Source organism: Marivita sp. (assembly GCF_020055675.1).
Taxonomy (GTDB): domain Bacteria; phylum Pseudomonadota; class Alphaproteobacteria; order Rhodobacterales; family Rhodobacteraceae; genus Marivita.
In genome coordinates this window covers 83,354-108,618 of record NZ_JAIPUS010000011.1, presented here as the reverse complement: position 1 = coordinate 108,618, position 25,265 = coordinate 83,354, and the positions used below count along the sequence as shown (strand labels likewise).

General features: G+C 59.8%; 26 protein-coding genes, 1 tRNA gene and 1 pseudogene. 18 read left to right on the top strand and 10 right to left on the bottom strand.

All coding sequences use genetic code 11. The features are described from left to right. Window positions 1–300 precede the first annotated feature (300 nt). The gene (locus LCF59_RS09685) at window positions 301–642 is read left to right on the top strand and encodes a DUF2853 family protein (RefSeq protein ID WP_292287264.1); all 342 of its coding nucleotides are present in this window, start codon (window positions 301–303) and stop codon (window positions 640–642) included. Window positions 643–878: 236 nt separating this feature from the next. On the opposite strand, the gene LCF59_RS09680 is transcribed toward LCF59_RS09685, so the two are convergent. Genes LCF59_RS09680 through tsaD form a run of 5 tightly spaced genes read right to left on the bottom strand, consistent with a single transcriptional unit; the run spans window position 879 to window position 3,992 of the window. Continuing rightward, window positions 879–1,316 carry a DUF1761 domain-containing protein gene (locus LCF59_RS09680; RefSeq protein WP_292287263.1) on the bottom strand — a complete coding sequence of 146 codons (438 nt, stop codon included), beginning with the start codon at window positions 1,314–1,316 and terminating at the stop codon, window positions 879–881. Beyond that, a complete protein-coding gene (locus tag LCF59_RS09675; RefSeq protein WP_292287262.1) occupies window positions 1,277–1,696 on the bottom strand; it encodes an EVE domain-containing protein in 420 nt (139 codons plus the stop codon). Before LCF59_RS09675 ends, LCF59_RS09680 begins: the two co-directional genes overlap by 40 nt. Beyond that, a complete protein-coding gene (locus tag LCF59_RS09670; RefSeq protein ID WP_292287261.1) occupies window positions 1,693–1,968 on the bottom strand; it encodes a YciI family protein in 276 nt (91 codons plus the stop codon). Before LCF59_RS09670 ends, LCF59_RS09675 begins: the two co-directional genes overlap by 4 nt. Beyond that, on the bottom strand, window positions 1,969–2,925 hold the full coding sequence (locus LCF59_RS09665; protein WP_292287260.1) for an NAD(P)H-dependent glycerol-3-phosphate dehydrogenase: 957 nt from the start codon (window positions 2,923–2,925) through the stop codon (window positions 1,969–1,971). After that, window positions 2,922–3,992, bottom strand: coding sequence for a tRNA (adenosine(37)-N6)-threonylcarbamoyltransferase complex transferase subunit TsaD (gene tsaD, locus LCF59_RS09660; RefSeq protein WP_292287259.1), 1,071 nt, complete (start codon window positions 3,990–3,992; stop codon window positions 2,922–2,924). The genes LCF59_RS09665 and tsaD overlap by 4 nt, the downstream gene beginning before the upstream one ends. A 46-nt stretch (window positions 3,993–4,038) precedes the next feature. On the opposite strand from tsaD, the gene LCF59_RS09655 reads away from it, so the two are divergent. The 4 genes from LCF59_RS09655 (at window position 4,039) to LCF59_RS09640 (ending at window position 8,031) form a co-directional block, all read left to right on the top strand. Next, window positions 4,039–4,800 carry a uroporphyrinogen-III synthase gene (locus LCF59_RS09655; RefSeq protein ID WP_292287258.1) on the top strand — a complete coding sequence of 254 codons (762 nt, stop codon included), beginning with the start codon at window positions 4,039–4,041 and terminating at the stop codon, window positions 4,798–4,800. A 62-nt stretch (window positions 4,801–4,862) separates the two neighbouring features. Beyond that, on the top strand, window positions 4,863–6,338 hold the full coding sequence (locus tag LCF59_RS09650) for a hypothetical protein (protein WP_292287257.1): 1,476 nt from the start codon (window positions 4,863–4,865) through the stop codon (window positions 6,336–6,338). Window positions 6,339–6,349: 11 nt separating this feature from the next. Then, entirely contained in the window at window positions 6,350–7,882 is a 1,533-nt protein-coding gene (locus LCF59_RS09645) for a heme biosynthesis HemY N-terminal domain-containing protein (protein WP_292287256.1), read from the top strand. A gap of 73 nt (window positions 7,883–7,955) precedes the next feature. After that, window positions 7,956–8,031: transfer RNA gene (locus LCF59_RS09640), tRNA-Thr, on the top strand. A gap of 4 nt (window positions 8,032–8,035) precedes the next feature. On the opposite strand, the gene LCF59_RS09635 is transcribed toward LCF59_RS09640, so the two are convergent. Further along, on the bottom strand, window positions 8,036–8,962 hold the full coding sequence (locus LCF59_RS09635; protein WP_292287255.1) for a hydrogen peroxide-inducible genes activator: 927 nt from the start codon (window positions 8,960–8,962) through the stop codon (window positions 8,036–8,038). Between the two features lie 115 nt (window positions 8,963–9,077). Between LCF59_RS09635 and katG the strand changes: the two genes are divergently transcribed. From katG to LCF59_RS09600, 7 genes are all read left to right on the top strand, one after another. Continuing rightward, complete coding sequence (gene katG, locus LCF59_RS09630) at window positions 9,078–11,255, top strand: catalase/peroxidase HPI (protein WP_292287254.1); 2,178 nt, start codon at window positions 9,078–9,080, stop codon at window positions 11,253–11,255. Window positions 11,256–11,478: 223 nt separating this feature from the next. Beyond that, on the top strand, window positions 11,479–14,340 hold the full coding sequence (locus tag LCF59_RS09625; RefSeq protein ID WP_292287253.1) for a monovalent cation/H+ antiporter subunit A: 2,862 nt from the start codon (window positions 11,479–11,481) through the stop codon (window positions 14,338–14,340). Between the two features lies 1 nt (window position 14,341). Beyond that, a complete protein-coding gene (locus LCF59_RS09620; protein WP_292287252.1) occupies window positions 14,342–14,695 on the top strand; it encodes a Na+/H+ antiporter subunit C in 354 nt (117 codons plus the stop codon). Further along, window positions 14,692–16,239 carry a monovalent cation/H+ antiporter subunit D gene (locus LCF59_RS09615; protein ID WP_292287251.1) on the top strand — a complete coding sequence of 516 codons (1,548 nt, stop codon included), beginning with the start codon at window positions 14,692–14,694 and terminating at the stop codon, window positions 16,237–16,239. Before LCF59_RS09620 ends, LCF59_RS09615 begins: the two co-directional genes overlap by 4 nt. A 2-nt stretch (window positions 16,240–16,241) precedes the next feature. Further along, window positions 16,242–16,733 (top strand): Na+/H+ antiporter subunit E, encoded by a 492-nt coding sequence (locus LCF59_RS09610; RefSeq protein ID WP_292287250.1) that lies wholly within the window; start codon window positions 16,242–16,244, stop codon window positions 16,731–16,733. Continuing rightward, entirely contained in the window at window positions 16,730–16,999 is a 270-nt protein-coding gene (locus LCF59_RS09605; RefSeq protein ID WP_292287249.1) for a K+/H+ antiporter subunit F, read from the top strand. Before LCF59_RS09610 ends, LCF59_RS09605 begins: the two co-directional genes overlap by 4 nt. A 9-nt stretch (window positions 17,000–17,008) precedes the next feature. After that, window positions 17,009–17,371, top strand: coding sequence for a Na+/H+ antiporter subunit G (locus LCF59_RS09600; protein WP_292287248.1), 363 nt, complete (start codon window positions 17,009–17,011; stop codon window positions 17,369–17,371). Between the two features lie 15 nt (window positions 17,372–17,386). Here the strand turns inward: LCF59_RS09600 and LCF59_RS09595 are convergent, their stop codons facing one another. Beyond that, window positions 17,387–17,887, bottom strand: coding sequence for a MarR family winged helix-turn-helix transcriptional regulator (locus tag LCF59_RS09595; protein ID WP_292287247.1), 501 nt, complete (start codon window positions 17,885–17,887; stop codon window positions 17,387–17,389). Between the two features lie 231 nt (window positions 17,888–18,118). Here LCF59_RS09595 and ectA point away from each other — a divergent pair, with 231 nt between their 5' ends. The 4 genes from ectA to LCF59_RS09575 are packed head-to-tail and all read left to right on the top strand — an operon-like array spanning window position 18,119 to window position 21,823. Next, entirely contained in the window at window positions 18,119–18,652 is a 534-nt protein-coding gene (gene ectA / locus LCF59_RS09590) for a diaminobutyrate acetyltransferase (protein ID WP_292287246.1), read from the top strand. A gap of 54 nt (window positions 18,653–18,706) precedes the next feature. After that, window positions 18,707–19,996 (top strand): diaminobutyrate--2-oxoglutarate transaminase, encoded by a 1,290-nt coding sequence (ectB, locus tag LCF59_RS09585; RefSeq protein WP_292287245.1) that lies wholly within the window; start codon window positions 18,707–18,709, stop codon window positions 19,994–19,996. A gap of 5 nt (window positions 19,997–20,001) precedes the next feature. Continuing rightward, a complete protein-coding gene (locus LCF59_RS09580) occupies window positions 20,002–20,397 on the top strand; it encodes an ectoine synthase (protein WP_292287244.1) in 396 nt (131 codons plus the stop codon). 1 nt (window position 20,398) lies between these two features. Further along, window positions 20,399–21,823: an aspartate kinase gene (locus LCF59_RS09575; protein ID WP_292287243.1), complete on the top strand. Its 1,425-nt coding sequence runs from the start codon at window positions 20,399–20,401 to the stop codon at window positions 21,821–21,823. A 27-nt stretch (window positions 21,824–21,850) separates the two neighbouring features. On the opposite strand, the gene LCF59_RS09570 is transcribed toward LCF59_RS09575, so the two are convergent. Both LCF59_RS09570 and LCF59_RS09565 read right to left on the bottom strand, forming a co-directional pair. Next, the gene (locus LCF59_RS09570; protein ID WP_292287242.1) at window positions 21,851–22,489 is read right to left on the bottom strand and encodes a glutathione S-transferase family protein; all 639 of its coding nucleotides are present in this window, start codon (window positions 22,487–22,489) and stop codon (window positions 21,851–21,853) included. A 100-nt stretch (window positions 22,490–22,589) separates the two neighbouring features. After that, a pseudogene (locus tag LCF59_RS09565) lies at window positions 22,590–22,950 on the bottom strand (homogentisate 1,2-dioxygenase); the annotation flags it as partial. Between LCF59_RS09565 and LCF59_RS09560 the strand changes: the two are divergent. Continuing rightward, complete coding sequence (locus tag LCF59_RS09560; protein ID WP_292287265.1) at window positions 22,943–23,191, top strand: hypothetical protein; 249 nt, start codon at window positions 22,943–22,945, stop codon at window positions 23,189–23,191. The pseudogene LCF59_RS09565 and the gene LCF59_RS09560 sit on opposite strands and share 8 nt — an antisense overlap. Before the next feature lie 43 nt (window positions 23,192–23,234). Here the strand turns inward: LCF59_RS09560 and LCF59_RS09555 are convergent, their stop codons facing one another. Beyond that, a complete protein-coding gene (locus LCF59_RS09555; RefSeq protein ID WP_292287241.1) occupies window positions 23,235–24,128 on the bottom strand; it encodes a LysR family transcriptional regulator in 894 nt (297 codons plus the stop codon). 105 nt (window positions 24,129–24,233) lie between these two features. On the opposite strand from LCF59_RS09555, the gene LCF59_RS09550 reads away from it, so the two are divergent. Next, on the top strand, window positions 24,234–25,259 hold the full coding sequence (locus LCF59_RS09550) for a D-cysteine desulfhydrase (RefSeq protein ID WP_292287240.1): 1,026 nt from the start codon (window positions 24,234–24,236) through the stop codon (window positions 25,257–25,259). Window positions 25,260–25,265 lie beyond the last annotated feature (6 nt).

The window sequence follows — 25,265 nt, the reverse complement described above, 5'->3', positions numbered from 1 at the left end:
CCGTCATATGGCGCGGCCTCTCTCGCCTCGCCGACCTTGTCGAAGGCGCGCGCATCGCAGAAACACCGCCAGCGGAGACATATGGGTAACTGCAAGCCGATTGGGGCCGGACGCGAAATGTTGCCTGTCATACCCGACTGATCCGCGTGTCGCGTGGCTTGCGCGCCTCCGCCCCGGGGGAAATTTCGCCGGCCGGGTCCAAAACCGTCTTTTTTATTGCTCCGTGCGGGTGTTTTTGCCACGTTTGCCCGCGTTGGCGGCCCGGTCATCCGGGGCCAGGAATGTCACAGGGAGACAGTGATGGGTAAGAGAGACGAATTGATCGCGCAGTATGCGGACGACCTGAAAAACAAATGCGGCATGACGCCGGACATGGACCTTTTGACCAAGGTAACGATCGGGTGCGGTCCCGCGATTTACAACGCGGATGCGTCCACCGTGGCAGGCTCGCAGCCGTCCGAGCTCGAAACGGTCAAAAAGAACTTCCTGATAAAAAAACTGGGTCTGCAAGATGGGCCCGAACTGATGGATGCGATCAATTCGGTGATCGAAACCTACGGCAAGTCCGAGCGCAACAAGTACCGGGCCGTGGTCTATTACATGCTGACCAAGCATTTCGGCAAAGACGCCGTTTACGCCTGAGACGCGTTGGCGGATGCAGGGTCTGGACCCTGCCAACAAGGGCGCTTTGCCAGGAAGCGTCCTTTTCTTCGGGGTTGCTTCAAATCCGCAGGACTTGCCATTTGGCGGACCGGCAAGATTGCTGTAGACAGAGCGAGACGGTCAGGATGACCGAAACCATATTCAGTTGACGCGCGTGGTGACTTGGGAGCGCGGGGACGGAGGGTTTCGGCGTTGACCGGAGCCCTCCGTTAAATTCAAAACAGCGTGACAACCGCCCCGATCACGGCAGACCCGATCGCTGCATACCCCGCGTCGAGCAGCGCCAGCGCGACAGGCTGTCCGGCAAAACCATAGCTCGTGGCGATCCAGGGCGCGGCGAAACAGACTCCGATGCCAAGCCCCGAGGTAAAGCCTTTCCCGACGGTCACGATTCCCAGCATGTCGAAGGCATAATACATCGTTGCCGCGACGATGATCGCTGAAAGGAAGCTGACAAGGTAAGGTGCCGGGCGTGCCCTGGTGACGGGTCTGCCCGCCGCGTCGGTCTTAACGCCCGAGGCTCCAATCCAGGCTTTCGCGAAAATGCTGTACCAAAGCGCTCCAGACAGCCAGCCAGCAAACGCCGCGGCGACAATTGCACCGAGCCCCGACATCAGGAATCCAACCCGGCCATTTCGCAGACGATCTGCCATTCGTCTTCCGTTACCGGCTGCACGGACAGGCGCGAATTTTTGACTAGCACCATGTCCTGCAACCGCGGCTCCAGCTTGATTGCATCAAGCGTTACGGGCGTCCTAGCCGGGGCAATGGCCTTGATATCCACGCAGTCCCAGCGCGCATCGTCGGTCGTGCTGTCAGGATGCGACTCGGCAATGATCTCGACAGTACCGACAATGGATTTCTCTTTCTGCGAGTGGTAGAAGAATCCGCGATCGCCCATCGACATCTCGCGCATGAAATTGCGGGCCTGGTAATTGCGGACGCCGTCCCATTCTTCTCCGGCGTAACCCTTGGCGACTTGATCGTCCCACGACCATGTCGAGGGTTCCGATTTGAACAACCAGTACTTCAAGGCTCGATCACCCGCTTCCAGGCGACCAGATTGACGTTTTCGAACAGCCCTGCCTTGGCGTAGGGATCATTGTCGGCCCAATCCCGGGCCGCGCTCATGTCCTTGACGTCCAGGATGACAAGAGATCCGATCATCTGACCGTCGTCATCCAGAAGTGGCCCGGCCTGTTCAACAACACCGGTCGCGTCGATGTAGGCAAGGTGGGCGTCGCGGTTGGCTTTTCGCGTCTCGAGGGCGCCCGTTTTGTCACGGGCCATCAGGGCTATGAGCATTCATTCTTCCTTCAATGGGCGGGTCATAAGTGTATCTATTGCATCCGAAATCGTCAGGGACCCGTCAAGAAGATGCGTGACGGTTCGCGTTATCGGGAGGTCGAGTCCCCTGTCCTTGGCGCTTTCGGTCATGGCATGCGCGGTGGCGGCGCCTTCGACGGTGATGGACGGGTCAAAGATGTCTCCACGGCCAAGCGACAGGCCAAGGCGGTAGTTGCGCGACAGGTCCGAGGTGCAGGTCAGGGTAAGGTCACCAAGCCCTGACAGTCCTGAAAGCGTATCGGTGTGGGCGCCAAGTGCCGATCCGATCCTTTGCATTTCCGCAAAACCCCGCGTCATTGTGGCGGCCCTTGCACTATCGCCCAGACCGGCCCCGATCACCGCGCCACAGGCGATGGCAATGACGTTCTTGAGCGCGCCGCCCAGTTCGGCCCCGACCGTATCGGTTGTGCGATAAAGACGCAGCGTGGGCGTCGTCAGAAGCGATTGCAGGTGACGTCCCGTATCAGGGTCCGCGCAGGCAAGGGTGAGCGCGGTCGGTCGTCCGATCGCGATGTCGGCGGCAAAGCTTGGGCCCGTTAGGATCGCGACCGAGGAGGCCGGCTTGCACTCTTGGATGACGCCGGTGGGGCCGAGCCCGGTGGATAGTTCTATGCCCTTGCAGCAGGCGACCAATGGCACATCGGGAAGGCTGCGGTTGTCCAGGGTGTTTCGCAGATTTTGCAGCGGCACAGCAATCAGGATCGCGGTGCTGCCGGACAATGCGTCACTATCGGTCGTCACGGTCAGCGGATCGGGGAAGCGGGTGCCAGCCAGATAGGCTCTGTTCTGGCGCGACCTGGCCATATCCTGCGCCTGGTCCGGACGCCGCGCCCAGAGCGTGACGGGTTGTTGCGCCTTGGCAAGGGCAATGCCCAGTGCTGTGCCGAACGCGCCCGCGCCGATGACGCCAATCATGCCTTTGCCCCTTTCTTGCCGCCGCCGACGGTGAAGGGAGTCCGCGTGTCCAAGGGCCAGCGTGGGCGCGCCGACAGGGTCAGGTCGTCTGCCCCCGTCAGGGCCAGGGATTCTGCCCCGGCAAAAGCGATCATGGCGGCGTTGTCGGTGCATAGCGCGAGCGGCGGGGCGACGAAGGGCAGACCATGTTCGCGCGACAATGTCTCCAGGGCGGCCCGAAGCGTGGTGTTTGCGGCAACCCCGCCGGCGACGGCAAACCCGGTGATCTCTTGGCTCGCGGCCAGGGCGCGGCGCGATTTTTCTTTCAGCACGTCGCGCACTGCGGCTTGGAACCCCGCGCAAAGGTCGTTGACATCCTGCGCGCGCAGGCCGCCCTGATCTGAAACCAGTTGATCGCGTTGTCGCAGCAGCGCGGTTTTCAGCCCTGAAAAAGACAGGTCACATCCCGGTCGGTCCAGCAGCGGCCGCGGGAAGGCAAAGCGTGTCTCATCCCCGTCTTCCGCGCGCCGTTCAACGGATGGACCGCCCGGTTGCAGCAGCCCCAGCAGGCGGGCGGTTTTATCAAAGGCTTCGCCCGGGGCATCGTCGATGGTGCTTCCCAGTCGCGTAAAGGCAGTGGGACTCTCGACTCGCAAGAATTGGCAATGGCCTCCGGACACCAGGAGAATGAGATAAGGATACTCCATGCCATCCGTCAGGCGCGGTGTCAGCGCATGGCCTGCAAGGTGATTCACCCCGATCATTGGCTTGCCGGTGGAGACGCTCAGACCCTTGGCCATCATCACGCCGGACAACACCCCGCCGATCAGGCCGGGACCCGCGGTCACGGCTATGGCATCGATCGCACCAAGAGGCAGCTGCGCCCCGTCCAGAGCGCTTTCGATACAGAGATCCAGCTTCTCGGCATGGGCGCGGGCGGCGATTTCCGGAACAACTCCGCCGTAGGAGGCGTGCAGCGCAGTTTGGTCTGCGACAACCGAGGACAGGATACTGCGCCCCCGCAAGATCGCTGCTGCGGTGTCATCACAGCTGCTTTCGATCCCTAAAACCGTAATGTCCTGGCCCATCAGACTTTCCGTTGCACCCATGAGGTCAAGCAGTTACCACCGTTGAATGCTGCTCACAACAACGCGGGACCGCATGGCAGGCCAACGCCCCCTCTTGCTTTTGACCCGGCCGGGAGCCGCGTCGGAGGCATTCGCGGCGGCCTTGCCGGAAGAGGTGCGAAAGACTGTCGATTTTTTGATCAATCCCTTGTTGTCGATCCATGTCACAGGGCCGTTGCCCCCATTGACGGGGATCAGCGGGTTGATTTTCACCTCGGCGAACGCTCTAGATGCGTATAGATCGTTAGATGGGTCCGGTCTTGAGGTTCCGGCGATCACCGTTGGCGAGGCCACCGCAGACGCGGCCCGAAAGTGCGGGTTTGATGTGGACATTGCCGGCGGCACGGCCGAACATCTGGTTCGGCATATCGTGGAACGGGGCTATGCCGGTCCGTTGATGCACCTGAGGGGGGAAGTCGCTATCGGTGATGTGGCGCAACGCTTGAACGACGCAGGTGTGAAAGCATCCGAGGCTGTTGTCTATCGTCAGCAACTTGAGCCGTTCGCCCCGAGCACGCGGGAGGCCCTGTCGCAAGACAGACCTGTCCTGGCGCCGGTATTTTCTGCCCGGACCGCCGGGCAATTGGGGCGCGAAGCACGAGGGCTGCCCCACATCAGGTTTGCAGCAATAAGCCGATCTGTGGCAGATGCCCTGCCGGATGAAGCCGCAAAGCGGACACGTATCGCAAGCAAGCCAAACCGGGACGGTATGGTGGATTTGGTGGTTGAGATGGTTGCAGAAGCTGCGACGCTTGAGCGGCGGATGTGACGGACGTAAGGTATGATTGAAAGTCTGGTTGAACAGACTTGATGGATTCGAAGGAACAGCCGGTGGCGAAACGCAAAAGCACGGACAAGACCTCAAACCAGGCAGACACCGAAGACAAGGTAGAAACCGAGTCCACGTCGGACTCTGGGGACACAACCGACAGCGCCTCGCGCGACACCGATATGGTCGACGAGTATGCCCCGGTGGATGGTGCACCCGAATCGCCAGATAGGGCTGCGGACGAAACCGCTGATACCCCGAGCGATGTGGACCTGGACACTGTTTCCAATGACGACACAGAGCGTCCCCAAGATGACGCAAGTGAACGCGAAGCGCCCAACCCCGACGCAATCGACACGACCGAAACAACGGATGTGGTCGATGCCGCGCGCGGTGACGACCACTTGTCCGAAGAAGAGGCCGAGCGCCTGATCGAAGATGTTGAGAACACCGACGGATCGGTCCCCAATGCGGAGCCTGGCTTCGAAGCAGACCCGCGACCGATAGAACCGCAAGTGATCCGCGAGACAACGGTCGAACGGAAAGGCGGGTTTTATCCGATGTTCCTGGGTGGCGTTGTCGCTGCCGGGCTGGGGTATGGTGTCGCCGCTTATCTGTCGCAGGACCTTTGGCCCTTTGATACGGCGGCCGATTCCACATTCGAGGAGGACGTGCGCGGCCAGCTTTCGGAATTGAGCGGGACGCTTTCCGACCTGGGATCGCGTGTCCAGTCGCTCGAAGAGGCAGAACCACCGACTGTGGATTTGTCTCCGATCGAAGACCAGATCGCGACGGCCCAGTCGTCGATATCCGATGTGTCGACGCGTCTGGAGGAGTTTGGTGGCCGGATCGACGATCTGTCGGGCCGCGTTGAGACGCTGGAAAGGCAACCGATGGAGCAGGCCGTGTCGCCAGAGGCGATTGCCGCCTACGAGCGCGCCCTGGACGAGCTTCGAGCCGAGGTCGAGGCGCAGCGCGCCGAAGTGGCGCAAATGGCCCAGGAGGCCTTCACGGCGGAGGAAAACGCCGAGGAGCAAGCCGCGCTGGCCGCCGCCCGGTCTGCCATGGCAGAGATTACATCGGCGATGCAGTCGGGGGAGGGTTATTCCGACGCGGTTAGCGTTTTGTCGTCGAACGGTGTCGACGTGCCAGCCGCACTTGTCGACAACGCCAATAACGGCGTTCCGACCGAGGGCAGCCTCATCGAGAGTTTCCCCGAAGCGTCGCGCGCGGCATTGTCCGCAGCGCGCAGCACTGCCATGGATGACACCGACGGTGTCGGACGGGTTGCATCGTTCTTTGCCGACCAGTTGGGTGCGCGCTCTGTCGCGCCGCGGGAAGGCGATGACCCGGATGCTATCCTGTCCCGTGCCGAGGCATTGGTGCGCTCTGGCGACATCGCCGAGGCGCTCGATGAATTGGCCGGCTTGCCGGATGTCGCGCAAGCCGCGCTCACCGATTGGCAAGCCCGCGCAGAAACACGCCTTGAGGCGAAAACGGCTGCGGACGATCTCGTCCAGCGGCTCCTTCAGGAATAAGGGGGCGTCCGATGCTTTGGTCTCTTTTCAAGATCGTTCTTTTTGTTGCCATCGTCGCCGGGCTGACTCTTGGAGCCGGCTTCCTGATGGAAAGCACCGGGGGTATCCAGATTACTGCCGGTGGTACCGAATTCACGCTGGGGCCGTTGCAGTCGGTCATTGCCGCTTTGGTGGCGGTCGTCCTTGTGTGGGTTCTCCTCAAGCTCATCAAGCTGCTGATCGCGACGCTCAAGTTCATCAATGGTGATGAAACCGCGATTTCGCGGTATTTCGACCGCAACCGGGAACGCAAGGGCTTCCAGGCTCTGAGCGAAGGTCTCATGGCCTTGGCCTCAGGCGAAGGGCGCCTTGCCATGGCCAAGGCGACGAAAGCCGAAAAGTACCTGCACAAGCCCGAGCTGACGGACCTGATCACTGCGCAGGCTGCAGAAATGACGGGTGACCGGAAAAAAGCAGAGCAGGTCTACAAACGGATGGTCAAGAACGAGACAACCCGTTTTGTGGGTGTGCGGGGCTTGATGAAGCAAAAGCTGGACGCCGGTGATACGACGACCGCTCTCAAGCTGGCTGAACGCGCTTTCGCGATCAAACCCAAGCACGAAGAGGTTCAGGACACGTTGCTCCGGTTGCAGGCGCAAACGGCGGACTGGTCCGGTGCGCGCAAGACGCTGAACGCAAAACTCAAGCATGGTGCCTTGCCGCGCGATGTGCACAAGCGCCGTGATGCGGTACTGGCCCTGTCTGAAGCCAAGGATGTGCTGGACGAGGGCAAGACCATCGAAGCGCAGGAAGCAGCCATTTCAGCCAACAAGGCGTCGCCGGACCTGATACCCGCCGCCGCAATGGCCGCGCGCAGCCATGTTGCGAAAGGCCGCAAGAAATACGCGGTACGTATTCTGAAAAAAGCATGGCAGGCCCAGCCGCATCCCGATTTGGCGTCGGCCTTTGCCGAGATCGAACCAGAGGAAACCGCGCAGGCGCGGCTCAAGCGGTTCCGTCAGCTGACCTCGATGAACCCGGACCATCGTGAAACCAGGCTTCTTCTGGCCGAACTCAACCTCGCGGCGGAGGATTTTCCCGAGGCACGCCGCGCGCTTGGTCCCCTTGCAGAGACCGAGCCGGACACCCGTGTCCTTGCCATCACTGCAGCAATCGAACGGGGCGAAGGCGCATCGGACGCGGTCGTGCGCGGCTGGTTGGCCCGCGCCCTGACAGCGCCCCGTGGTCCGCAATGGGTTTGCGATAACTGCAATTCGATTCACACCGAATGGATGGCTGTATGTCCCAACTGTAACAGCTTTGACACCCTGAGCTGGACCACCCCGCCACAAAGCGACTCCGTCCTGCCCGCCGGGGCCGAGATGCTGCCGCTGATCGTGGGCGCGATCGAGGACAAGTCGGATGCACCGGACGCGGCAGCTGCGGCAGAGGTGATCGACCCCGACCCGGCACAACCAGATATCGAGGCGTCAGAGACGGAACCGGAAAACTCGGACACGTCCGATGCGACAGATGAAACTGTGGAACCAGAAAAGACGAAATAGGTCTTTCCTCGCCCAGAATCCGGTGCTAACAGCCGCGCCAGCCGTTGTCTGATACCACGCGGATCAAGGGTTGGCCGGTGTAGCTCAGCTGGTAGAGCACGTCATTCGTAATGATGGGGTCGTAGGTTCGAGTCCTATCACCGGCACCAATCCCTAGACCGATATTGCTTGCATCGGGTCGTGCTGACGCGCTGTTTGGCCGACGCCTCGGACAATCGCGCCGACTTGCATCAGTTGGTCGGCCAGCGGGTTGGATTTTCTCCAGATCATCCCGATTGTCCGCGACGGAGACGGGGTGGGGAAGCGGGCGACGGAGACGTCGGCAGCGCGCGTTTCGAGGAACACAGCGATTTCGGGGATGAGAGTCAGACCCATGCCCGCACTGACCATCTGGACCAACGTGGACAGGGAACTGCCCTCCATCATTTGGCGTGGTTGCGTTTTCGTGATTTCGCAAAAGGACAATGCCTGATCTCGGAAGCAATGGCCTTCTTCGAGCAGAAGGAGACGCATCGTTCGCAGTGTGTCAGGGCCGGGGATCGGCTTGTTCGCATCCGAGGTGGGGCGGACAAGAACGAAATTTTCCTGAAACAGGGAAAATTCGCGCAGGCTTGGCTCGGAAATCGGCAGCGCGACGATGGCCGCATCGAGCCGCGATTCCAACAAGTCGTCAACCAGCGACCGCGTCACGGATTCGCGGATCTCGAGATCAATTTCCGGGAACCTTTCTGACAGGGTGTTGATTGTCGCGGGCAAGAGATAGGGCGCAACGGTCGGAATCACGCCAAGCCGAAAGCGTCCTGCGAGCGGACCCTTGGAGGCCCGCATGAGATCTTCCAGTTCGTCCATCGCGCGCAAGACCTCGCGCGCCTTGCGGACAAAGTCCTCCCCCATCGCGGTCAGGCGCACCTTGCGCGCGCTGCGTTCGACCAGCGGGGTTTGAACCATCTGTTCCAACTCCTTGATTTGCAGGGAGAGCGCTGGTTGCGAGATCGAAGACGCCTCGGCGGCGCGGCCAAAATGCTGAAACCGGGCCAGGGCGTCGAAGTATCTGAGCTGTTTGAGTGTCGGGCTTATCATATGCGCAGCTTATCAGAACCTTTTAAATATCCAATTGGATTTTATTGAAGTGACCGGTTAGACCAAGTCCAGAACCGGGCGAGACCCGGATGATTCACACTCACGGGAGACAATCATGGACGGTAACAATCTTGATAAATCCGGCGCTTGCCCGGTCATGCACGGTGGCAACACCGGCACCGGCAACAGCGTTACAAAATGGTGGCCCAGTGCGCTGAACCTCGGCATACTGCACCAGCATGGCGCTCGGACCAATCCAATGGATCTGGACTACAACCACCGAGAGGCCGTCAAGGCACTCGACTTTGACGCCGTCAAGCAGGATGTCAAAGCCCTGTTGAAAGAAGATCAGGATTGGTGGCCTGCGGACTGGGGACACTATGGTGGCCTGATGATCCGCCTTGCATGGCACTCTGCCGGGTCCTATCGCATGGGCGACGGTCGCGGTGGCGCGGGTACCGGCAACATTCGGTTTGCGCCACTGAATTCCTGGCCGGACAATGCCAGCCTCGACAAGGCGCGTCGTCTGCTTTGGCCAGTCAAGAAAAAATACGGCAACGCACTTAGCTGGGCTGACCTGATCATTCTCGCCGGGACCATGGCCTATGAAGATATGGGTCTGGAGACCTTTGGCTTCGGCTACGGCCGCGAAGACGTCTGGGCGCCGGAAGAGGATGTGAACTGGGGGGTCGAAGAAGAATGGCTTGCCCCGTCCGAAGAGCGGTACGGCGATCTGGACGAACCCGCGACCATGTATAACCCCCTGGCCGCTGTGCACATGGGTCTGATCTATGTAAATCCCGAAGGCGTGAACGGTCAGCCTGATCCGGCGAAAACGGCGGAGCATGTGCGCGAAACATTCAAGCGCATGGCCATGAACGACGAGGAAACCGCAGCGCTGACCTGCGGCGGTCACACCGTGGGCAAGGCGCACGGACGTGGTGCCGTCGATGCCATCGGTGACGCGCCCGAAGCGTCCCCGATGCACAGCCAGGGCTTCGGCTGGGACAACCCCGGCCAGGAGGGCAAGGCGACAAATGCGTTCACCTCGGGCATCGAGGGTGCTTGGACCCAACATCCGACACAGTGGGATATGGGCTATTTCGATTACCTGTTCGGCTATGAGTGGAAGCTTGCCAAGTCGCCCGCCGGCGCCTGGCAATGGGAACCGGTCGATATGCCGGAGGACAAGAAGCCGGTAGATGCGTCTGACCCCACTGTGCACCGCAACCCGATCATGACCGATGCCGACATGGCGATGAAGGTTGACCCGATCTACAACGAGATTTGCCAGAAGTTCCGCGCGGATCCCGAGTATTTCGCCGATACCTTTGCCCGCGCGTGGTTCAAGCTGACCCACCGTGACATGGGACCGAAGGCGAATTACTATGGTCCTGACGTTCCGGCAGAGGATCTCATCTGGCAGGACCCGATCCCGGCCGGATCGACCAGCTACGATGTGGACGCGGTGAAAACCAAGATTGCCGAAAGTGGTCTTACTGGTTCCGAGATGATTGCAACCGCTTGGGATAGTGCCCGCACCTTCCGCGGCTCTGACAATCGCGGCGGCGCCAATGGTGCCCGCATTCGCCTGGCCCCGCAAAAGGACTGGGTTGCGAACGAACCCGAGCGTCTGGCCAAGGTTCTTGGCATCCTGGAGCCGATCGCCGCGGACACAGGTGCATCGGTGGCGGATGTCATCGTCCTGGCGGGCAATGTCGGCGTGGAACAGGCCCTGAAAGCTGCGGATCATTCCGTTGAGGTTCCGTTTGCACCGGGCCGTGGTGATGCCACCGACGAGATGACCGATGCCGAGAGCTTCGAGGTTCTCGAACCGCTGGCCGACGGGTTCCGCAACTTCCAGAAAGATCAATACGCGGTATCGCTGGAGGAACTGACCCTGGACAGGACCCAGCTTATGGGCCTGACCGCACGGGAAATGACCGTCCTTGTTGGTGGCCTGCGCATGTTGGGCACCAATCACGGCGGCACCAAGCATGGTGTGTTCACAGAGCGCGAAGGGCAGCTGACCAATGACTTCTTCGTCAATCTGACGGACATGCATTATAGCTGGCATCCGCTGGAAGACGGCACCTACGAGGTACGTGACCGCGCCACCGGCGAGGTGAAATGGACCGCGACCGGGATGGACCTTGTCCTTGGTTCCAATTCGATCCTCCGCGCCTATTCCGAGGTCTATGCTCAAGACGACAACGCCGAAAAATTCGCGCGTGACTTCGTTGAAGCTTGGACCAAGGTGATGAACGCGGATCGCTTCGATCTGGTCGCCTGATCTGACTGTGCCGGGCAGGCTGACCTGCCTGGCCTCAGATTTCGAACATATCCCATAAAATCGACACGCGCGCGGGAGGGGCAGACCTGACACCCGCGCGCGATTTTTTGATGTTATGACAGGGTCTTCCGGGGTCGCGCCGTTTTTGACCGGAAGCTTTTTACAATCGCTTTGTTTATGGATATTGCAGTTCAAGGCAAATCGGGTTGGATTAGCGGATAACATGGAAACAACTGGCAATTTTCTTTTTATCATCGCACTGCTGCCGTTCATCGGTGCGTTGATACCGGGGCTAATGATCCGGGCTGGGCGCAACGCGACAGCCGCGTTCACTGCCATGCCCACAGCTGTTGCCCTGATTCTGCTGATGACCTACGCGCCGGCGGTGCTGCGTGGAGAGGTGATCCAGGCCGAGGTTGCCTGGCTGCCGCAGCTTGGCCTGTCCGTGTCGTTCTTCCTCGACGGTCTGGGCCTGCTCTTTGCCTGCATGATCCTAGGGGTTGGGCTGCTGATCACGTTGTATGCCCGGTACTACCTGTCGGGCGAAGACCCGGTTGGACAATTCTACACCTATCTGTTGCTGTTTCAGGGGGCGATGCTGGGCATCGTCATTTCCGACAACATTCTCCTGCTTCTCGTTTTCTGGGAACTGACGTCTCTGTCTTCGTTCCTGCTGATCGGATATTGGAAGCATCTGCCCGAAGGACGGCAAGGCGCGCGCATGGCGCTCGCGGTGACCGGGGCTGGCGGTCTCGCGATGATCGGCGGCATGCTGATCCTCGGGAATATCGCCGGAAGCTATAACCTGACCGATATCCTTCAAGCGGGCGATGCGATCCGCGCGTCCGAGTGGTACATGCCGGCGCTGATCCTGATCCTGCTGGGCGCATTCACCAAATCGGCACAGTTCCCGTTCCACTTCTGGCTGCCGCACGCAATGGCCGCGCCGACACCCGTGTCCGCCTATCTGCATTCTGCCACGATGGTAAAGGCAGGCGTGTTCCTGATGGCGCGCATGTGGCCCGTGCTTTCGGGAACGGACGCATGGTTTTATATCGTTGCGACCACCGGACTGATCACGATGGTGATGGGCGCGTTGATCGCACTGTTCAAGGACGATCTCAAAGCGCTTCTGGCGTTTTCAACAGTCAGCCACCTTGGCCTGCTAACGATGCTTCTGGGCTTTGGTACGCAAGCCGCAGCAGTCGCGGCCGTGTTTCACATCATCAATCACCTGACGTTCAAGGCGGCGCTCTTCATGACCGCCGGGATTATCGATCACGAAACCCATACGCGGGACATCAAGCGTCTTGGCGGGCTCAGGCATCTGATGCCGATCACGTTCCTGATCGGGACAATCGCCGCGCTGTCCATGGCAGGGATACCCCTCTTCAACGGGTTCCTGTCCAAGGAAATGATGCTCGAGGAAGCCTCGCACACCGGCTGGGCCGGCAGCCAATATGCCGTTCCGGTTCTGGCCACGATAGGCGCGCTTTTGTCCGTGGCCTATTCGTTCCGGTTTATCTTTCACGTTTTCTTCGGCCCTGTCCGAGACGATTATCCGGCAAAACCGCATGACCCTCCCTTCGGTCTTTGGGCCGCGCCCGCGCTGTTGGTGGTGCTGGTTGTCCTGATCGGGGTGATGCCGTTCATCGCCGACACGGTTGTCGCGGCGGCGGCAAGTGCAGTCACCGGGACCGATCTGGACCCGCATCTCAAGATTTGGCACGGCGTCACGCCTGCCTTGTTCATGTCGGTCGCCGCGGTCGCCGGCGGTGCGCTCCTGCTCATGTTGCACCGCCCATTGGACCGGGTATGGCGCGCGGCGCCCCGGCCCGAGGCAAAAGCAATTTTCGACAGCCTTGTCGCGGGCTGCGTGTCGCTGACGCGCCGGATCATAGAGGCCACGCATAATGGCGCGATCAGCCGGTATCTGGCGATCTTTACCGCCGCGTCCGTCTTGCTCGGAGTTGCCGCGTTCATGGGCGGCGGACTCGTGGAGCCGACCCGCGAGCTATTGCCGATTCCCCCAGTGATTGCCGTTGGGTGGCTGATGCTTGTCGTTGCAACGGGCTGTGTCGTTGTCATGCACCATCACCGTTTCCGGGCACTTGTTCTGATCGGCATCATCGGGCTGAGCATTTCCTCCGGCTTTGTCTATCTGTCCGCTCCCGATCTTGCGCTGACGCAGATCTCGGTCGAGACGGTGACAATCATGTTGCTGCTTCTGGCGCTGCATTTTTTGCCAAAGACGACCCCAAGGGTCTCCAGCACCGGGGTAAAGCTCAGGGACGGCGTTATCGCCGCTGCGGCCGGTCTGGGTGTGGGCGCGCTTTCTTTCGCCTTCATGCAGCGGGACATTTCGACCATCTCGTCTTACCACCTTGCCAATAGCTACGAAGGCGGTGGCGGGACGAATGTGGTCAATGTGATCCTCGTGGATTTCCGGGGGTATGACACGTTTGGCGAGATTATCGTTCTGGGGATCGCGGGAATGTTGATCTACGCGCTGATGCAAGCGCTGCTGGACGGGCCTTCGGCGCAGCGGTTGCGCAATACCGACTATTCGCAGGACCGGTCGAAAGACCGTCACCCGTTGATGATGGTGGTCGCAACACGCGTTTTGATGCCGATTGCGTTGCTCGTGGGCACGTTCATTTTCCTGCGCGGGCACAACCAACCGGGTGGCGGGTTCGTGGCGGGGCTCGTCGTGGCGATTGCCCTGCTCATGCAATACATGGCCTCCGGCTTTGCCTGGACACAGGCGCGCAAGCGGATCGAATACCATACGATGATCGGCTTTGGCGTTTTGATTGCCGGGTTGACGGGCGTCGGGTCATGGGTGTTTGGCAAACCCTTCCTGACCAGCGCCTTTACCTATGTGCACCTGCCGCCGATCGAGGAATTCGAACTGGCAACGGCCATGCTCTTTGATCTAGGCGTCTTCCTGACGGTCCTGGGCGCGGTGATGCTCATGCTCTACAGCCTGTCGAGAATCGCCCGCTTTGCCGGTGAAACCGTGAACGAGGAGCCGATGGACTACGACCCGGCGAGCAGGGTCGATAACGGCCCGGAGGCGAGGTAACATGGAACTACTGGTCGCAAGTGCAATCGGAACGATGACGGCGGGCGGGGTTTACCTCATGTTACGGCTGCGGACGTTTCCGGTGATCCTGGGACTCGCGCTGTTGTCCTACGCGGTCAACGTCTTCCTGTTCTCGAGCGGTCGGCTGTCTATCGACATGTCACCGATCCTATCCAAATACAGCGATACGAGCTATTCCGACCCACTGCCACAGGCGTTGGTCCTGACGGCGATCGTGATATCCTTCGGCATGACGGCGGTTTTGGTGATGATATCGCTCGGCGCGTATCTTGAGGCGGATAACGACGAGATCGACATCGAACCGGAAATAACCGACGAGGATTCCGCGACATGAGCCATTGGATCATCCTCCCCGTTATCCTGCCAGCGTTATTCGCACCGTTGCTCGGGTTCGTGATGCGGCACGATATCGTGCTGGCCCGCGTGACCTCTGTCTTCGCGACAGCCCTGCTTCTGGCCGTGTCGGTCGGGCTGGTCTTCATGGCCGCGGACGGCACCACGCATATCTACCGTCTTGGTGACTGGCCTGCGCCGTTTGGCATTGGCCTGGTGCTGGACAGGCTGTCTGCCGTTATGGTCCTACTCACCTCGAGCCTTGCCTTCCTCGTGTTGCTGCACGCGATTGCCACGGGCTGGGACGAGAAGGGCCGCCATTTCCATGCGCTGTTCCAGTTTCAGCTCATGGGCATTTGCGGCGCGTTCCTGACCGGCGACGTGTTCAACCTGTTCGTCTTCTTCGAGGTGCTTCTGATCGCATCCTATGGCCTTATGATCCATTCGGGCGGTCGAGAAAGGATGCGCGCGGGGTTGCAATACGTGGTCATGAACCTCGCGGGTTCCACCTTGTTCCTGTTCGCGCTGGGCACGCTCTATGCCAGCACAGGCACGCTCAACATTGCCGATCTCGCGGCGAAAATACCGGCGATTCCCGCAGAGGAGGCGGCGCTGGTTCGCGTCGCGGCGATGTTGCTGATGATCGTGTTCGCGGTAAAGGCGGCCTTGTTTCCTGTGCAATTCTGGTTGCCGGCGACCTATGCCAACGCGCCCGCGCCCGTGGCGGCCCTGTTCGCCATCATGACCAAGGTGGGCGCCTACGCAATTCTGCGGGTTCACACGGTTGTCTTCGGACCCGGGGTTCCGGGGACCGAGGGCATGATCGACGCATGGCTGTTCCCTGCGGCGATTGTCACCATCGCACTTGGCGCCTTCGGCGTTCTGGGCGCGCGCCGATTGATGCCGCTGATCAGCTTTTCTGTCATCGGATCCATGGGCACATTGCTTGTCGCGGTGGCCGTCTTTACCCCGGCTGCGACGACGGCTGCGCTGTATTACATGGTGCATTCCACATTTGCCGCAGCCTGCCTGTTTCTCGTGGCGGACCTGGTTGTGACGCGACGGGACGGGGATTCCCTGCGTCCGCGCCAGAAAACGGTGCAAAACGGTCTTTTCGCGGCTTTGTTCTTCGGCGCTGTGATCGCGATGGCGGGAATGCCCCCGCTGAGCGGGTTTCTCGGCAAACTCCTGGTGCTCAATTCGCTCAGGCAGCCGGATGTCATGGTCTGGGCATGGACCGCGATCCTTGCCGGATCGCTTATCACCATCGTCGGATTTGCCCGCGCGGGCAGTGCGCTTTTCTGGAAATCCACCGCGATTGATCCGCCAGCCCCTGGTCCGGCGGACGGGACCGGGCCGGATGGGGTCTTGTCCCGGAACGCCACACCCGCTGAGGTCGCTCCGGCGGTGCTGGCGCTCGCTATGCTGGCGGGGCTTGCTGTGTTTGCAGGACCCGTGGCGGAGTACCTTGAACAGACTGCCAATCAACTTTTTGACCGTGCCGGCTACATCGCGGCTGTGCTGCCGGCAGCGGGGGGGAGCTAGTCATGCTGACACGTCTGATCCCGCACCCGCTGCTGAGCCTTTTGCTGGTGTTTGTCTGGCTGGGCCTTGTCAACAAGCTGACGCTTGGCAACCTGATCCTCGGCGGCTTTTTCGGGCTTGTGATCCCGATGCTGACAGCCCCTTACTGGCCCGGCAGACCAAAGCTGAGAAAGCCGATGAACGTTCTGGGTTATGTCCTGATCGTGCTTTGGGACATTGTCGTTGCCAATGTCCAGGTGGCTCTGATCATTCTGTTCCGCAGCAACCCGAACATCCGGTCGCAATGGGTCGTGGTCCCGCTTGAGTTGACCTCGGCAGAGGCGATAACGGTTCTGGCGGGGACCATCACAATGACACCAGGTACCGTATCGGCCACTCTTGCGGCAGACGGTGGCAGTATCCTGGTTCATTGTCTGCACACCGACGACCCCGATGCTGTCCGGGATGAGATAAAGACACGTTACGAACGGCGGCTGAAGGAGATATTCCAATGATCGAAGCTGCGCTTGCATTTACAGCGGCCTGCTATGGTCTTGCCCTGCTTTTGGATTTATGGCGGATCGTTCTGGGCCCGCACGCGGCGGACCGCATTCTTGCGCTTGATACGATGGTGATCAACGTGATTGCGCTTCTGGTTCTGTATGGTGTCTGGCGCGGCACTGCCATCTACTTCGAGGCAGCCATGCTGGTCGCAATGGTTGGCTTCGTGTCAACGGTCGCATATTGCCGTTTCCTTCTGCGGGGCGATATCATCGAATGAGGTGCCGATATGAACCTGATCTTTGAAATTTTCATCTCGGGCGCGTTGGTCGTCAGCGGGATATTCGGATTCGTTGGATCTTACGGGTTGGTCAAGCTCAAGAGTACGCTTCAACGGTTACATGCGCCCACCAAGGCAACAACCCTCGGAGTGGGGGGGGTTCTTGTGGCGTCGATGCTGTATTTCTACGCATCCACGGGGCATATTTCGGTGCATGAAATGCTGATCGCCGTCTTCCTGCTTTTGACGGCGCCGATCATCGCGAATTTTATCGCCAAGACCTACATGGCCCGGAACCTGCGCGCATCGGACCTGCCAAAGAGCCAGAGCCGCAAGGGTTGGGCCCTGTACGAAGACCCGCCCAAGCCATAACACAAGACTGACAGGTCAGTACGGCCGCTTCGGGGCCCTGATCTCGCCGGTTGTGAGGACCGGCGACGCATCGAGGCCGCGCGCATCGAGCATATCCGCGACGCGTTCCAAGGTTGCAACAAGCTGCGCCTGCTCCCAATCCGCAAGATCCAGGAAGGCGCGCACATATCGCTGCTGCAATGCGTCCGGCGCATTTTCCAACCTGGCACGTCCTTCGGTCGTCACAGTGACGTTGATTTGCCGCCGATCATGTTCGGAGGGCACACGCTCGACAAGCCGCTGCGCCACCAGCTTGTCCACCAATGCGGATACGGTGGCCTGGCTTACGCCCATCTGGTTGGCCAGTGATTTGGGCGTGATGCTGTCGCGTTCATCGACAATCTGCAGTACCCGGAGCTGCGCCGGTGTCAGGCCAACGGCATAGGCCAGATCCCGCGCATAAAGTTCTGTCGCACGCAGAATCCGTCGAAGCGCAATCAGGCTGTCATCCATGCGGCTGTTGGCAACACTGGTCATGCGGATGAGCATCGCATGAAAAATAATTCCGCCGCAATCTGCCTTTATCGCGATACAATTTGCTTTGCTAAGTATTCATGGATCAACACGATTTCCGGACCGGGCGGCATCCACAGCGACATCCGGGAAATATGCCCTCTATGGCGCAAATTTTCGCGTCTCGATGTCCTATGTTGAAATTTTCCCCGCGATGTACTATTTAGGCAACCGAACTACAAAGGGTCAGAAAAAATGCCGATGAAAAGTGACAAGCCTCGAACGCGTACGCCTCGTCTGCGCAAGCCAGAAGCGACGGACGGGGCGGCCATCTGGGAGCTTGTAAAAGAGTGCAAGCCTCTCGACGAGAATTCGATGTACTGTAACCTTGTTCAGGCGGAACATTTCCGCGACACCTGCATTGTTGCCGAGCTTGATGGCGACATTGTTGGCTGGATTTCCGGCCATATGATTCCCGATCAGAACGCCCTTTTTGTCTGGCAGGTCGCTGTCAGCTCGAAAGCGCGCGGCATGGGTCTTGGCAAGAAAATGCTGCTCGACCTTGTTGAGCGCGATGCCTGCGATGACGCCATGCATCTCAAGACCACGATCACCCGTGACAATGATGCGTCATGGGCCCTGTTCCGTGGATTTGCGCGCGCGATCGGCGGAAAGCTGACGGACGAGCCGCATTTCGAGCGGGATGTCCACTTTGAAGGACGTCATGACACCGAATTCATGGTGTCGATCACACTTCCTGTTGCGGAAGATCTGGACCGCGCGGCCTGAGGCCAGCGCTCGCCTTCCCAAAAATCAAATTCCATTGCCTTGAAAGGACATCATATGCCCAAGGACATGAACGATACTGCCTCGATTTTCGATCGTCGCGAGAGCGAAGCACGCTCCTATTGCCGCGGTATGCCCGCCGTCTTCACAACGGCCAGCGGCTCCGAAATTTCTGACGATACCGGACGAACATGGATTGATTTCCTCGCCGGCTGTTCGTCCTTGAACTACGGTCACAACGACCCGGACATGAAGGCTGCACTGATCGATCACATCTCGACCGATGGGATCGCGCACGGTTTGGATCTGCATACCAACTCCAAGGCGGCGTTTCTCGAAACCTTCGAAACGCACATCCTCGAACCGCGCGGCATGGATCATCGCGCGATGTTCACCGGCCCGACCGGCGCGAACGCCGTCGAAGCGGCGATGAAGATCGCCCGCAAGGTCACGGGCCGCACGAACATCATCGCCTTCACAAACGGGTTTCACGGCGTGACCGCCGGCGCGCTGTCGGCGACAGGCAACGGGTATCACCGTGGTGGCGCGGGGATGTCGCTCAATGGCGTGACCCGGATGCCGTTTGACAACTATTTCGGTGAAGCCGACACGGTGGACTTCCTCGATGCCATGCTGAAAGACCAATCCGGCGGAGTTGATGCGCCCGCCGCGATCCTGCTGGAGACGGTCCAGGGCGAGGGTGGCCTGAACGCTGCGAGCCCCGAATGGGTCCAGCGGATAGCGAAACTGGCCAAGGATCACGGTGCGCTGCTGATCGTTGACGATGTTCAGGCGGGCTGCGGGCGCTGTGGCACGTTCTTCTCGTTCGAGACCATGGGTGTCACACCTGATATCGTCACGATGGCGAAATCGATCTCCGGTTTCGGCCTGCCGATGGCAATGCTGCTGGTCCGTCCCGAATACGACATCTTTGGCCCGGCCGAGCACAACGGCACGTTCCGCGGCAACACGCACGCGTTCATCACTGCCAAGGTGGCGATCGAGAAATTCTGGTCGGACGACAGCTTCCAGAAGGAGCTGGCCGAAAAATCCCAGATGATTCACGACGCGCTTGCCGATCTCGCGGCAATGGTACCCGATGCCTTCCTCAAGGGTCGTGGCCTGATGCAGGGTGTCGATGTGGGTTCGGGCGACCTTGCTGGCGCGATTTGCGCGCGGTGCTATGAAAACGGTCTCATCATCGAAACCTCGGGCAGCGAAGACCAGGTGATCAAGGTGCTCGCACCGCTGACAACGCCGAAAGACACGCTGCGCAAGGGGTTCAAGATCCTTCTCGGTGCAGCAGATGATGTTCTGACAGGCCCCAACAAAATTGCCGCGGAGTAACCGATATGATCGTCAGAGATTTCAACAAGATCGTCGAACAGGAAAAAGACCGTGTCGTTTCGGACGCAAACTGGACAAGTGTCCGGATGCTGCTGGCCGACGACAACATGGGGTTTTCGTTCCACATCACCTTTCTCGAAGAAGGGTCGGAACACACCTTCGAATACAAGAACCACTTTGAAAGCGTGTACTGCATGAAGGGCAAGGGCACGATCACGGACCTCGCGACAGGCGAAACGCACGAGATCGTACCGGGCGTCATGTACGCGCTCGACAAACATGACCGTCACGTGCTGCGCGCCGACGAAGAACTTGTCATGGCGTGCTGCTTCAACCCGCCCGTGACGGGCAATGAGGTGCATCGGGAAGACGGATCATATGCAGTCCAAGAGGACGCCTGAAATGACGCATACAGTTGAAAAAATTGGTGGGACCTCGATGTCCCGCCTGACCGAATTGCGCGAAACGCTCTTCGTGGGTGACCGCGAAGGCGGTGACCTCTACAATCGGGCCTTTGTGGTCTCTGCCTTTGCAGGGATCACGAACCTGCTGCTGGAACACAAGAAATCCGGTGAACCGGGCGTCTATGCGCTGTTTGCCAATGATGACAGCAATCACAAATGGCAGGATGCGCTGGACAAGGTTCAGGACGCGATGAAAGCGGCCCATGCCGAGATCCTGACCCATAACGGGGACGTCCAGCAGGCGGATATGTTCGTTGAAGAACGTGTTCTCGGCGCGCGCAACTGCCTGATCGACCTGCAACGCCTGTGTTCCTACGGCCATTTCCGTCTGCCCGAACACATGGGTCATATCCGCGAGCTACTTTCCGGGCTGGGTGAGGCGCATGCCGCTATTGTCACAGCCATCATGTTGCAACGCAGTGGTGTTGAAGCCCGCTTCGTGGATCTGTCCGGCTGGCGCGACGAAGGGGATGTCTCGCTTGAACAGCGCATCACCGACGCATTCGAGAGCATCGATCCAGCCACCGAAATGCCGATCGTCACCGGCTATGCGCAATGCGTCGAAGGTTTGATGAACGAATTCGACCGGGGCTACTCCGAAGTGACGTTCTCGCATCTGGCTGCCCTCACGGGCGCGCGCGAAGCGATCATTCACAAGGAATTCCACCTGTCCTCTGCCGATCCCAAGCTGGTTGGCGAAGATGCGGTACGCAAACTTGGCCGGACAAATTACGACGTGGCCGATCAGTTGTCGAACATGGGGATGGAAGCAATTCATCCAAAGGCAGCCAAAACTCTGCGTCAGGCAGGTGTCCCGCTTCGCGTTACCAACGCGTTCGATCCGGGCGATCCCGGTACGCTGATCGACGATCAGCCGTCCGAGGAAGCCGCGGCGGAGATCGTGACGGGCCTCGATATCGTGACGTTCGAAGTGTTCGAACAGGACATGGTCGGCGTCAAAGGCTACGATTCCGGCATTCTCGAAGTGCTCAAGCGGCACGATGTCCGCATCGTCTCCAAGGTGTCGAACGCGAACACGATCACGCACTACCTTGATGCGTCTCTCAAGACGATGCGCCGGGTGGAGCGTGACGTCGCAAAGATGTTTCCGGCCGCCGAACTTTCGACCCGTCGTCTCGCGATGGTGTCGGTCATTGGCCGCGACCTCTCCGGCTTGTCGGTTCTGACGCGTGGCCTGCAGGCGATCGCCGATGCGGGCTGCGAAGCGATTGGCGCAACCCAGGGACCGCGCAACGTGGACGTACAATTCGTCCTGGATCGCGATTCGATGGAGCCAGTCATCAAGGCGCTGCATGGGGAACTGATCGAAAACACCCCGATCCGGCTGTCAAACGTCGCGTGACAGCTTCTGCCCTCTCCGATGCCCGTCTCAGGGCATCGGGATGTCTGTGACGAATTTGGGTACGTGATACCCTTTTTGCACGGCGGGCCGCACTGCCAGACGCAGATACCAGTCCCGCACATTCGGGTAGGCGTTCAGATCAACCTGATGCCATTCGAAACGTGCGATCCATGGGAAGATTGCCATGTCCGCAATCGTATACGTGCCGGCACCAGGGCCGACAACAAAGTCTCGACCATCCAGCCGCGTCTCCAGAACGGAATAGAGGCGCCGCGCTTCGGTGCCATAGCGGGTTTCGGCATATTCGGATGTGCCTTTGTTGAACTTGAGGAAGTGATGCGCCTGTCCCAGCATCGGGCCAAGCCCACCCATCTGCCACATCAGCCATTCAACCATGCGCCAGTATTCCGGGCCCTCGACAGTGAATCTTTTGTGTTCCCCGGCGAGGTAAAGCATGATCGCCCCGCTCTCCATGAGCGACATCCCGGTTTTCCGATCAACGATTGCCGGGATCCTGTTGTTGGGCGAAATCTTGAGAAAGTCGGGGGCGAATTGCGCGTCGTTGCCGATGTCGATGGCATGTACGGTATAGGGCAGTCCCAGCTCTTCCAGCAGGATCGAGACCTTCCGGCCATTCGGGGTTGTCCAAGTGTAAAGGTCGATCATCGCGGGCAGGTCCTCATTCCGAAAGTTCTTCGATAAGGTGACGTGCGTCCGCGCCCAGCGCAAGGCATGACGGTTGTCGCATCAAAGATGTCCAGCGGCAAAAGCGCAGCCGGCCCACTTGCGGAACAATCAGAAGCTCACTGTCGGCCGAGTAGAAATAGGCATCCTGCATCGACTCTGTGACAAGATAAACATGGGTTGCCATGCCCATCTGGGTGTTCACGTCTCCCGCCATGTCAGTGGCGCGTCCGAGTGGGGCATGGGATCCCAACGATACAGGCCCAGCGAGGTGATATCGTCCAAGACATGCGGCGCGGATTTCCAGTAAGGCAGGTGCATCGGGCTGTAGCGGGCCGAATGTTTTACGGAGGGCCTGATCCGGTATGTCCATGTCCGCTTGGAGGTTTGGCGGTGAAGGCGGTGCCGTAGAGCTGTTCGTCATACAGGCCGTAGTTGCATTTTGAGAAATACGAGGTGAGCCGGACCGCCAAGCGGCTGGCCGAAAAAGGGTTGATCGCGAAGGCCGCCCATGGATCCGACCGACGGCTCGTGCAGCTTGCCTTGACCCGGGAGGGCCAGTCCCTGATGGCAGAGTTGCTGCCGCTGGCGAAGGCGTATCAGGCCGAGATCGAGCATCGCCTTGGCAGTGCGTTCGAGGGTCTTGACGCCGGGCTGGACAGTTTGCTTGGCGATGATGCCTGACTGTGACGCGCGTTTTCAACCCGTGTCAGGGTCGCATATCCGGCTACAGCGCGGTGGTCAGCCGTTCCCAGGCATCCAGGGTGGTGCTATTGGTGGTTGTCGCCCATCGTTGCGCAACCAGTGTCAGGCTGATCCCGCCCAGCCGATCCGTGAGGTCATGCAGTTCGCCGCGGTCCAGGGCGGGTTGGGCGAGTGCCTGTGGAACCCACGCGATGCCAAGCCCGGATTGCGACAATTGCATCGCCGCAGTTGTCAGGCCGGTTTCGGTGACGACACGAATGACGCACTGGGCGTGAAGCGGCGGCAAAATATGCCGGGTGATCGCGGAGCCCAAGAACACATCCGACGGGTAACCAATGATGCGCAGCGCGCCGTTTTCATATTGGGCCATCAGAGCACTGGACTCGTCCGCGCCACAGACAGGGATGAGGGTGTCCGCGCCGATGACCGCTTCGGTCAGGAAGGTGGGCACGTCGGCCACCGGTTCTGACTTGATCCGGTACGTGAGCGAGATCGCGACCTGCCGTCGGATCAAAAGAGTCTCGCATTCATGCTGATCGGCGGATCGCAGGCGGATATGCGTGCTGCTCGGATCGGCCACCGTGTTGATGATCCGCGTGCCCATCGAGGTGGTGATCGCGTGCTGACTGGCGATCACCATCTGGCGAAGGCCGGTGCTGTGTTCCTGACGCATGTCCGACAACAGCTGGCGCTGCTCGGTGGCCAGTTTGCGCAGCGCTCCTTCGCGGTCGCGCAGCAGCGGGGACGGGCCGCTGGGTTTCACGCTTCGATCGATGATCTCGATTCCCAGCACGTCTTCCAGAACTTTGATGCGACGGGAAAATGCGGGCTGTGTTATATTGCGCAGGCGGGCGGCATCAGCGACGCCGCCCGTGTCGAGAAGCGCAACAAGGTCATCGATCCAGTCTATTCGCATTTTTGGCCTCTTTATGCGTAACCTGCATAATGTCGCCGGTAATTCTATTTGACGAGTCGTATTCCATGCAGAAGTGTCGCACCAATCAGTTTGAAAGGATCCCAGATGCATTTCTCCCGTTTCCCCCGAGTTCACCTCGCACATCTGCCCACCGCGTTGGAGCCGATGGACCGTCTGTCAAAAGAGCTTGGAGGGCCACGCATCTGGATCAAGCGCGATGATTGCACGGGCATGTCCACAGGTGGGAACAAGACCCGAAAGCTGGAATTCCTGATGGCGGAGGCGCAAGAACAGGGGGCGGATCTGGTCATCACCCAAGGCGCGACGCAATCCAATCATGCCCGGCAAACGGCGGCCTGCGCGGCAAGATTGGGCATTGATTGCCATATCCTGCTGGAAGACCGGACCGGTTCAAACGATCCCAATTACAACGAAAACGGCAATGTCTTCCTCGATTTCCTGCATGGTGCGACGGCGGAAAAGCGCCCTGGGTCCGGACTCGACATGAATGCCGAAATGGAAGCGGTGGCAGAGAAGTTCCGCGCCGAGGGGCGGACTGTCTACACCATTCCGGGTGGCGGGTCCAACCCGACCGGTGCCTTGGGGTATGCCAACGCGGCAATGGAATTGGTGACACAGGCAAACGCCATGGATCTTCGGATCGACCGCATCGTGCACGCCACTGGCAGCGCCGGGACCCAGGCGGGCCTTATCGTCGGTCTCAAGGCCATCAATGCGAATATCCCGCTTCTGGGCATTGGGGTGCGGGCGCCCAAGCCGAAACAGGAAGAGAATGTCTTCAACCTGGCCGTGAAGACGGCCGAGAAGCTGGGATGCCCCGGCGTAGTGGCGCGTGCGGATGTCGAGGCGAACACCGATTACGTCGGTGATGGCTATGGCATCCCCACCAAGGACGGGCTGGCCGCGATCGAAATGTTTGCCCGGCTTGAAGGGATTCTGCTCGACCCGGTCTATTCCGGTAAAGGGGCTGCCGGATTGGTAGACCTGGTGCGCAAAGGGACCTTCACAGGCGATGAGAACATCGTTTTCCTTCACACCGGCGGTGGTGTTGCGCTCTTTGGGTATACGGCAGCGTTCGAATACGACGCGCCCAAGATGGCGGCGGAGTAAGGCGCG